This is a genomic window from Micromonospora sp. NBS 11-29 (genome assembly GCF_002140155.1).
GTDB lineage: Bacteria > Actinomycetota > Actinomycetes > Mycobacteriales > Micromonosporaceae > Micromonospora.
Genome location: NZ_NAPR01000011.1, coordinates 226924 through 233566, shown reverse-complemented (window position 1 = coordinate 233566; position 6643 = coordinate 226924). Strand labels below are relative to the sequence as shown.

At 70.8% G+C, this 6643-nt stretch carries 5 protein-coding genes; 3 read left to right on the top strand and 2 right to left on the bottom strand.

The window, feature by feature from the left end:
* Positions 1-44 precede the first annotated feature (44 nt).
* On the bottom strand, positions 45-1223 hold the full coding sequence (gene tal / locus B1205_RS14755; RefSeq protein WP_089156137.1) for a transaldolase: 1179 nt from the start codon (positions 1221-1223) through the stop codon (positions 45-47).
* Positions 1224-1239: 16 nt separating this feature from the next.
* A complete protein-coding gene (gene tkt, locus B1205_RS14750) occupies positions 1240-3378 on the bottom strand; it encodes a transketolase (protein ID WP_089156136.1) in 2139 nt (712 codons plus the stop codon).
* A gap of 263 nt (positions 3379-3641) precedes the next feature.
* Here tkt and B1205_RS14745 point away from each other — a divergent pair, with 263 nt between their 5' ends.
* The 3 genes from B1205_RS14745 to B1205_RS14735 all read left to right on the top strand — a co-directional run bounded on the left by B1205_RS14745 (position 3642) and on the right by B1205_RS14735 (position 6634).
* Positions 3642-4565 (top strand): heme o synthase, encoded by a 924-nt coding sequence (locus B1205_RS14745; RefSeq protein ID WP_089156135.1) that lies wholly within the window; start codon positions 3642-3644, stop codon positions 4563-4565.
* 803 nt (positions 4566-5368) lie between these two features.
* Positions 5369-5701: a hypothetical protein gene (locus B1205_RS14740; protein ID WP_089156134.1), complete on the top strand. Its 333-nt coding sequence runs from the start codon at positions 5369-5371 to the stop codon at positions 5699-5701.
* Between the two features lie 15 nt (positions 5702-5716).
* Positions 5717-6634, top strand: coding sequence for an ATP-grasp domain-containing protein (locus tag B1205_RS14735; RefSeq protein WP_089156133.1), 918 nt, complete (start codon positions 5717-5719; stop codon positions 6632-6634).
* The last annotated feature ends 9 nt before the right edge of the window (positions 6635-6643 follow it).

The window sequence follows — 6643 nt, the reverse complement described above, 5'->3', positions numbered from 1 at the left end:
CGTCCCGGGGCATCGCCCCGGGACGCGCGTCGGTCGCCGTACGGTCACGCGTTTCCGCCGGCCTGCTGGGCGTTCTGCGCGTTGCCCTTGGCGGCCCGGTGCGGGCTGCCGGCGCCCTTGGCCGCCTCGGCGAGGGACTTCTTGACCCCCTCCAGCAGCTCCAGCCAGCTCGCCTCGAACTTCTCCACGCCCTCGCGCTCCAGCGTGGCGATCACGTCGGTCAGGTTCACCCCGACCGACTCCAGGTCCGCGAAGACCTGACGCGCGTCGTCGTACGCGCCGGTGATCGTGTCGGCCTGCGTCTCGCCGTGCTCGGCGTAGGCGTGCACGACCGGCTCGGGCATGGTGTTGACCGTGCCGGGGGCGATCAGCTCCTCGACGTAGATGACGTCCCGGTAGTCCGGGTTCTTCGTCGAGGTGGAGGCCCAGAGCGGACGCTGCGGGTGCGCGCCCGCGTCGGCCAGCTTCTGCCACCGCTCGGAGGAGAACACCTCGCCGTAGCGCTCGTAGGCCAGCCGGGCGTTGGCCACCGCGGCCTTGCCGCGCAGCGACTTGGCCTGGTCCGAGCCGATCTTCTCCAGCCGCTTGTCGACCTCACTGTCGACCCGGGAGACGAAGAACGAGGCGACCGAGCCGATCTTGGACAGGTCGTGCCCGTTGGCCTGGGCCTGCTCCAGGCCGGCGAGGAACGCCTCCATGACCTGGGAGTAGCGGTCCAGCCCGAAGATCAGCGTGACGTTCACGCTGATCCCCTCGGCCAGCGTCTTCGTGATCGCCGGCAGGCCCTCCTCGGTCGCCGGGATCTTGATGAAGAGGTTCGGCCGGTCGACCAGCCACCACAGCGCCTTCGCCTCGGCGACGGTCTTGTCCGCGTCGTGCGCCGAGCGCGGGTCCACCTCGATCGAGACCCGGCCGTCCACCCCGGCGCTGGCGTCGTAGGAGGGACGCATCACGTCGCACGCCCACCGCACGTCGTACGTGGTGAGCATGCGCACCGCCTCCTCGACGTCCACGTCGCGGGTGGCGAGGTCACGCAGCTGCCAGTCGTACTCGTCGGCGTCGCTCAACGCCTTGGCGAAGATCGTCGGGTTGGTGGTCACACCGGCCACGTGGCTCTCCCGGCGCAGCTTGTCCAGCCCGCCGGAGCTCAGTCGTACCCGGGAGAGATCGTCGAGCCAGATCGCCACCCCGGCGTTCTGGAGTTCGCTCAGCCTGTCCGTCATGCCGTGAACGCTCCCCTCAGTTGCCGGTCGTGAAACCGGTGATGTCGCCCACCCGGGTCAGCGCCGCGTGCGCGGCGGCCACGATCCGGTCGGGGGTGAACCCGAACTGCTCGAAGAGCACGGTGTAGGGCGCGCTCGCGCCGTAGTGCTCGATGCTCACGCACTCGCCGCTGTCGCCGACGATCGCCCGCCACGACATCGCGATGCCCGCCTCCACGCTCACCCGTGCCTTTACCCCGCGCGGCAGCACCGACTCCCGGTACGCCTCGTCCTGCGCGAAGAACCATTCCTGGCACGGCATGGACACCACCCGGGTGGGGGTGCCGTCGGCCTCCAGCCGCTCCCGGGCGGTCAGGCAGAGCTGCACCTCCGAGCCGGTGCCGACGATGATCACCTGCGGCTTGCCGTTGGACGCCTCGGCCAGCACGTACCCGCCCTTGGCGGTGCCCTCGGCCGGGCCGAACTCGCTGCGGTCGATCGTCGGCAGCGCCTGCCGGCTCAGCGCCAGCGCGGTCGGCCGGTCGGTGTGCTCCAACGCCTGCCGCCACGCCCACGCGGTCTCGTTGGCGTCGGCCGGGCGGACCACGTCCAGGCCGGGGATGGCCCGCAGCGCGGACAGGTGCTCGATCGGCTGGTGGGTCGGGCCGTCCTCGCCGAGGCCGATCGAGTCGTGCGTCCAGACGTAGGTCACCGGCAGCTTCATCAGCGCGGCCAGCCGTACCGACGGGCGCATGTAGTCGCTGAACACCAGGAAGGTGCCGCCGTAGGGGCGGGTGCCGCCGTGCAGGGCGATGCCGTTGAGGATCGAGCCCATGCCGTGCTCGCGGATGCCGAAGTGCAGCGTGCGGCCGTACTCGTCACCCGGGAAGTCCTTGGTGGCGTGCCCGGCCGGGACGAACGACGGCTCGCCCTTCATGGTGGTGTTGTTGCTCTCGGCCAGGTCGGCCGAGCCACCCCACAGCTCCGGCAGCACCGGGGCGAGCGCCTCCAGGACCTTCCCGGAGGCGGCCCGGGTGGCGACGCCCTTGGCGTCCGCCGGGAAGGTCGGCAGCGCGTCGGTCCAGCCGGTCGGCAGGGTACGGGTGGCCATCCGGTCCCACAGCGCCTTGCGCTCCGGGTTGGCCTCCGCCCACGCCTCGAACCGGGTGTTCCACTCGGCCTGCGCCTCGGCGCCGCGCTCCAGCACCCGACGGGCGTGCCCGAGCACCTCCTCGTCGACCTCAAAGGTCTGCTGCGGGTCGAAGCCGAGGACCTCCTTGGTGGCCTTGACCTCGTCCGCGCCGAGCGCCGAGCCGTGGATCTTGCCGGTGTTCTGCTTGTTCGGCGCGGGCCAGCCGATGATGGTGCGCAGCGAGATGAACGACGGCCGGTCGGTCTCCGCCCGGGCGGCCAGCAGCGCCTGGTGCAGCGCCTCCACGTCCTCGTGGTAGTCGCCCTGGTCGGCGTCGCCGGTGCGCCAGTCGACGGTCTGCACGTGCCAGCCGTACGCCTCGTAGCGGGCTGCCACGTCCTCGCTCTTGGCGATCCGGGTGTCGTCCTCGATCGAGATCTCGTTGTCGTCGTAGATCACGCAGAGGTTGCCGAGCTGCTGGTGGCCGGCGAGCGCGCTGACCTCGTGGGTGATGCCCTCCTCGATGTCCCCGTCGGAGACGATGCACCAGACGTCGTGGCGGAACGGCGAGTCGGCGCGGTCCGGCTCGGGGTCGAACAGGCCGCGCTCGCGACGCGCCGCCATCGCCATCCCGACCGCGTTGCCCAGGCCCTGACCGAGCGGGCCGGTGGTGGTCTCCACGCCCGGAGTGTGACCGTGCTCCGGGTGGCCCGGGGTGAGCGAGCCCCATTGGCGCAGCGCCTTGAGGTCGTCCAGGGCCAGCGGGTAGCCGGAGAGGAAGAGCTGGATGTAGAGCGTCAGGCTGGAGTGCCCGGCGGAGAGCACGAACCGGTCCCGGCCGGGCCAGTTCGGGTCGGCCGGGTTATGCCGCATGACCCGGTTGAAGAGCAGGTACGCCGCCGGGGCGAGGCTCATCGCCGTACCCGGGTGGCCGTTGCCGGATTTCTCCACGGCATCCATGGCCAGCACGCGGACCGTGTCGACGGCCCTGCGGTCGAGGTCGGACCAGTTGAGAGCGGGAAGCTCGGGTCGGTTGGCAGCCACGATGGTTGTGCTCCTCGGCAGATGGGCGGAACCCTCACTGATGACCCTATCGAGCGGCGCTAAACATCCGCCCGGGGATCTCGGCATGGTGTTCACTACGCTCCGGCCGGTCCGGTCGTTCAACCCCGGGTGTGACGGCCCGCACCGTTACCGGGTCCGCGGGGCAGCCAAAACGACGACGCGTAGGGTGTGGGGCGGTGTGTGGACCCGGCTCGGGTCCGGGCCGCTAGACCTCCCCCGCCGAAGCCGGAAGGTGGCAATCCGTGAGCATGATCACCGAGCGCCCGGTCAGCAACCCTGCCGGNCGGGGCCGGCGGGACGTACGGGCCGTGGTGGCCGCGTACGTGGCGCTGACCAAGCCGCGGATCGTCGAGCTGCTGCTGGTCACCACCGTGCCGGCGATGATGCTCGCGGACGGCGGGCTGCCGTCGCTGTGGCTGGTGGCGGTGGTGCTGATCGGCGGCTCGCTCGCCGCCGGCGCGGCCAGCGTCCTCAACTGCTACATCGACCGCGACATCGACCAGTTGATGCGGCGTACCAAGCGCCGGCCGCTGCCCGCGCACACCGTCTCGCCGCGCAACGCGCTGGTCTTCGGGCTGGTGCTGGCCGTGGTCTCGGTGGCGTTGATGGCGGCGACCACCAACTGGCTGGCGGCCGGGCTGACCCTGGCCGCGATCGCGTACTACGACCTGGTCTACACGCTCTGGTTGAAGCGGACCACCGCCGCCAACACCTTCTGGGGCGGGGCCTGTGGAGCCGCGCCGGTGCTGATCGGCTGGGCCGCCGTCACCGGCTCGCTGGCCCCGGCCGCCTGGGGCCTGTTCGCGGTGGTCTTCTTCTGGCAGATGCCGCACTTCTACGCGCTGGCCATCAAGTACAAGGACGACTACGCCAGGGCCGGCATCCCGATGCTGCCGGTGGTCGCCTCGGTCCGCCGGGTCAACGTCGAGATCATCGCGTTCTCCTGGCTGACGCTGCTCTCCTCGCTGGCGGTCTGGCCGCTCGGGATGAGCCCGATCTACGGGGTGACCGCGCTGGTCGTCGGCGGGATCTTCGTGGTCGAGGCGCACCGGCTGTGCCGGCGCGCGTCGCGGGGCGAGGCGGTCAAGCCGATGCGGCTGTTCCACTGGTCCACCACCTACCTCACCATCCTCTTCGCCGCCGTCGCCCTCGACGCCCTCCTCTGACCAGCCCCGCCTGCCACGCGCCCGGGGCGCGCGGCAGCCGTGGCGCTCACGGTGGACCCGACCGCCACTTCGGCGAAGTGGCGGCAACCCCGCGAACTGATACCGCCACCTCGCCGACCTGGCGGCAAGGCGCTCGACCAGTCGTTGCCGCGGGTGTTGCCCCCATGGTGTTCCACCCATGGCCAGTGCGGGCGGTGAGTGGAACACCATGGGTGTGTCGGGGCGGGTATGACACCCATGGCGTTCCACCCACGGCCGATGTCAGCGGCGAGTGGAACACCATGGGTGCCTCGGAACGGGCTGGGCGGTGCTGAATTACATGATCGACACCGGCTCGCCGAAGGGGCGGGGTCAGGGCGAGCCGGACACCGCCACTTCGCCGAACTGGCACCCGCCCGCCCACGGCTCGTAAGTGCCGGCACGGAGGATCGCCCACGGGGTGGACAAATGCGAAAAACCGGCCCGGCCGGCCGGTGACGTGACAGGAGTCCAGTTCGGCGAGGTGGTGTCATCCGGAACCGCCCGATACCGCCACTTCGCCGAACTGGCAACCCGCGACCGCTTCGCCGAGGAGGCGCGCGAGCTAGGAGTGATCCGGGTGGATGGTTTCCCATACCTGAGGACGGTTCATCGGAATTTTTTCTAGGACGAATGTGACGATCTTGGCCAACCGTTTTGAAGTAAAATAGGCGAAAAATGCGGGCAAAACGCCTGTGGTTCCGCTTAAACCGCCGGGTAATTGGCATCACATTCAGTTCATGGTTCTCGCACATCCGGGTGGAAGTCTGCTTAGGCTTCGCGTCATGGCAGATGGTTCCGATACGACGCTGACGGCTGATCAGACCGCCGAACAGGCCCCCAACGGCCTGGTCGCGGGCATCAAGTCGTTCGCCGCCGGGCACGGCGGCGCGAAGGCGGTCATCGAGTACGTCGGCAAGCGCGGCGCCCGGATCGTCCTCGTGGGCTCCGACGGTGCGTGGGCCGACCAGTTCGCCGACGGCACCGACGTGGCGCGGCAGGCATGCGCCAAGGCCGGCGTCGACGTCGAGAACGCCTGGGAGCGTGAGCTGATGGACCAGATGCGCCCGAGCAACGACCTGTGGCGGTCGATGGCCCGGCGCACGATGGCCCGTTGACATACACCTGACCGCATGACCCACCACCACCAGTCGACCCGGGGGAAACCCCGGGTCGCTCTCGTCACCTGCGCCGCTCTGCCCGACCTCGACCCGGACGACCGGCTCGCGCTCGGTCCGCTCGCCGCCCGCGGCGTCGACGCCGAGGCCGCGGTCTGGGACGATCCGGCCGTGGACTGGGCCGGGTACGACCTGGTCGTGCTCCGCTCGCCCTGGGACTACATGCCCCGGCGGGACGAGTTCGTCGCCTGGACGCGTTCCGTCCCGGCCCTGGTCAACCCGGCCGACGTGGTCGACTGGAACACCGACAAGCGTTACCTGGCCGACCTCGCCGCCGCCGGTGTGCCGACCGTGCCGACGGTGTGGGTGACGCCGGGGGAGAGCTGGAAGCCACCCGCCTCCGGGGAGTACGTGCTCAAGCCGGCGATCAGCGCCGGCAGCCTCGACACCGGGCGTTACGACCTGGCCGACCCGGAGCATCGCGAGCTGGCCTCGGCGCACGCGCGGCGGCTCGCCGACGCCGGGCGGGTCACCATGGTCCAGCCGTACCTCGACGCGGTGGACACCGCCGGGGAGACCGCGCTTCTCTTCCTGGCCGGCCCCGACGGCCTGTCGTTCAGCCACGCGATCCGCAAGGGGCCGATGCTGACCGGCCCGGACCGGGGCGAGACCGCGCTCTACCGGCAGGAGCGGATCGACGCCCGCGCCGCCACCGACGAGCAGCGGGCCGTGGCGGAGCAGGTGCTGGCCGCCGTCCCGGGTGGCGCCGACCGGCTGCTCTACGCCCGGGTCGACCTGATTCCCGGCCCGGACGGCTCGCCCGTGCTGGTCGAGGTGGAGCTGACCGAGCCGAGCCTCTTCGTCGGATACGCCGACGGCGCACCGGACCGGCTCGCCGAGGCAGTCGTGACCCACCTGGCCCGCCGTCCCTGACCGCTGGCC

What these genes read in the sequence shown, in the direction of transcription:
- tal (WP_089156137.1), bottom strand. Translation starts at nt 1,223, where the DNA reads ATGACGGACAGGCTGAGCGAACTCCAGAACGCCGGGGTGGCGATCTGG.
- B1205_RS14740 (WP_089156134.1), top strand. Translation starts at nt 5,369, where the DNA reads ATGGCAGATGGTTCCGATACGACGCTGACGGCTGATCAGACCGCCGAA.
- B1205_RS14735 (WP_089156133.1), top strand. Translation starts at nt 5,717, where the DNA reads ATGACCCACCACCACCAGTCGACCCGGGGGAAACCCCGGGTCGCTCTC.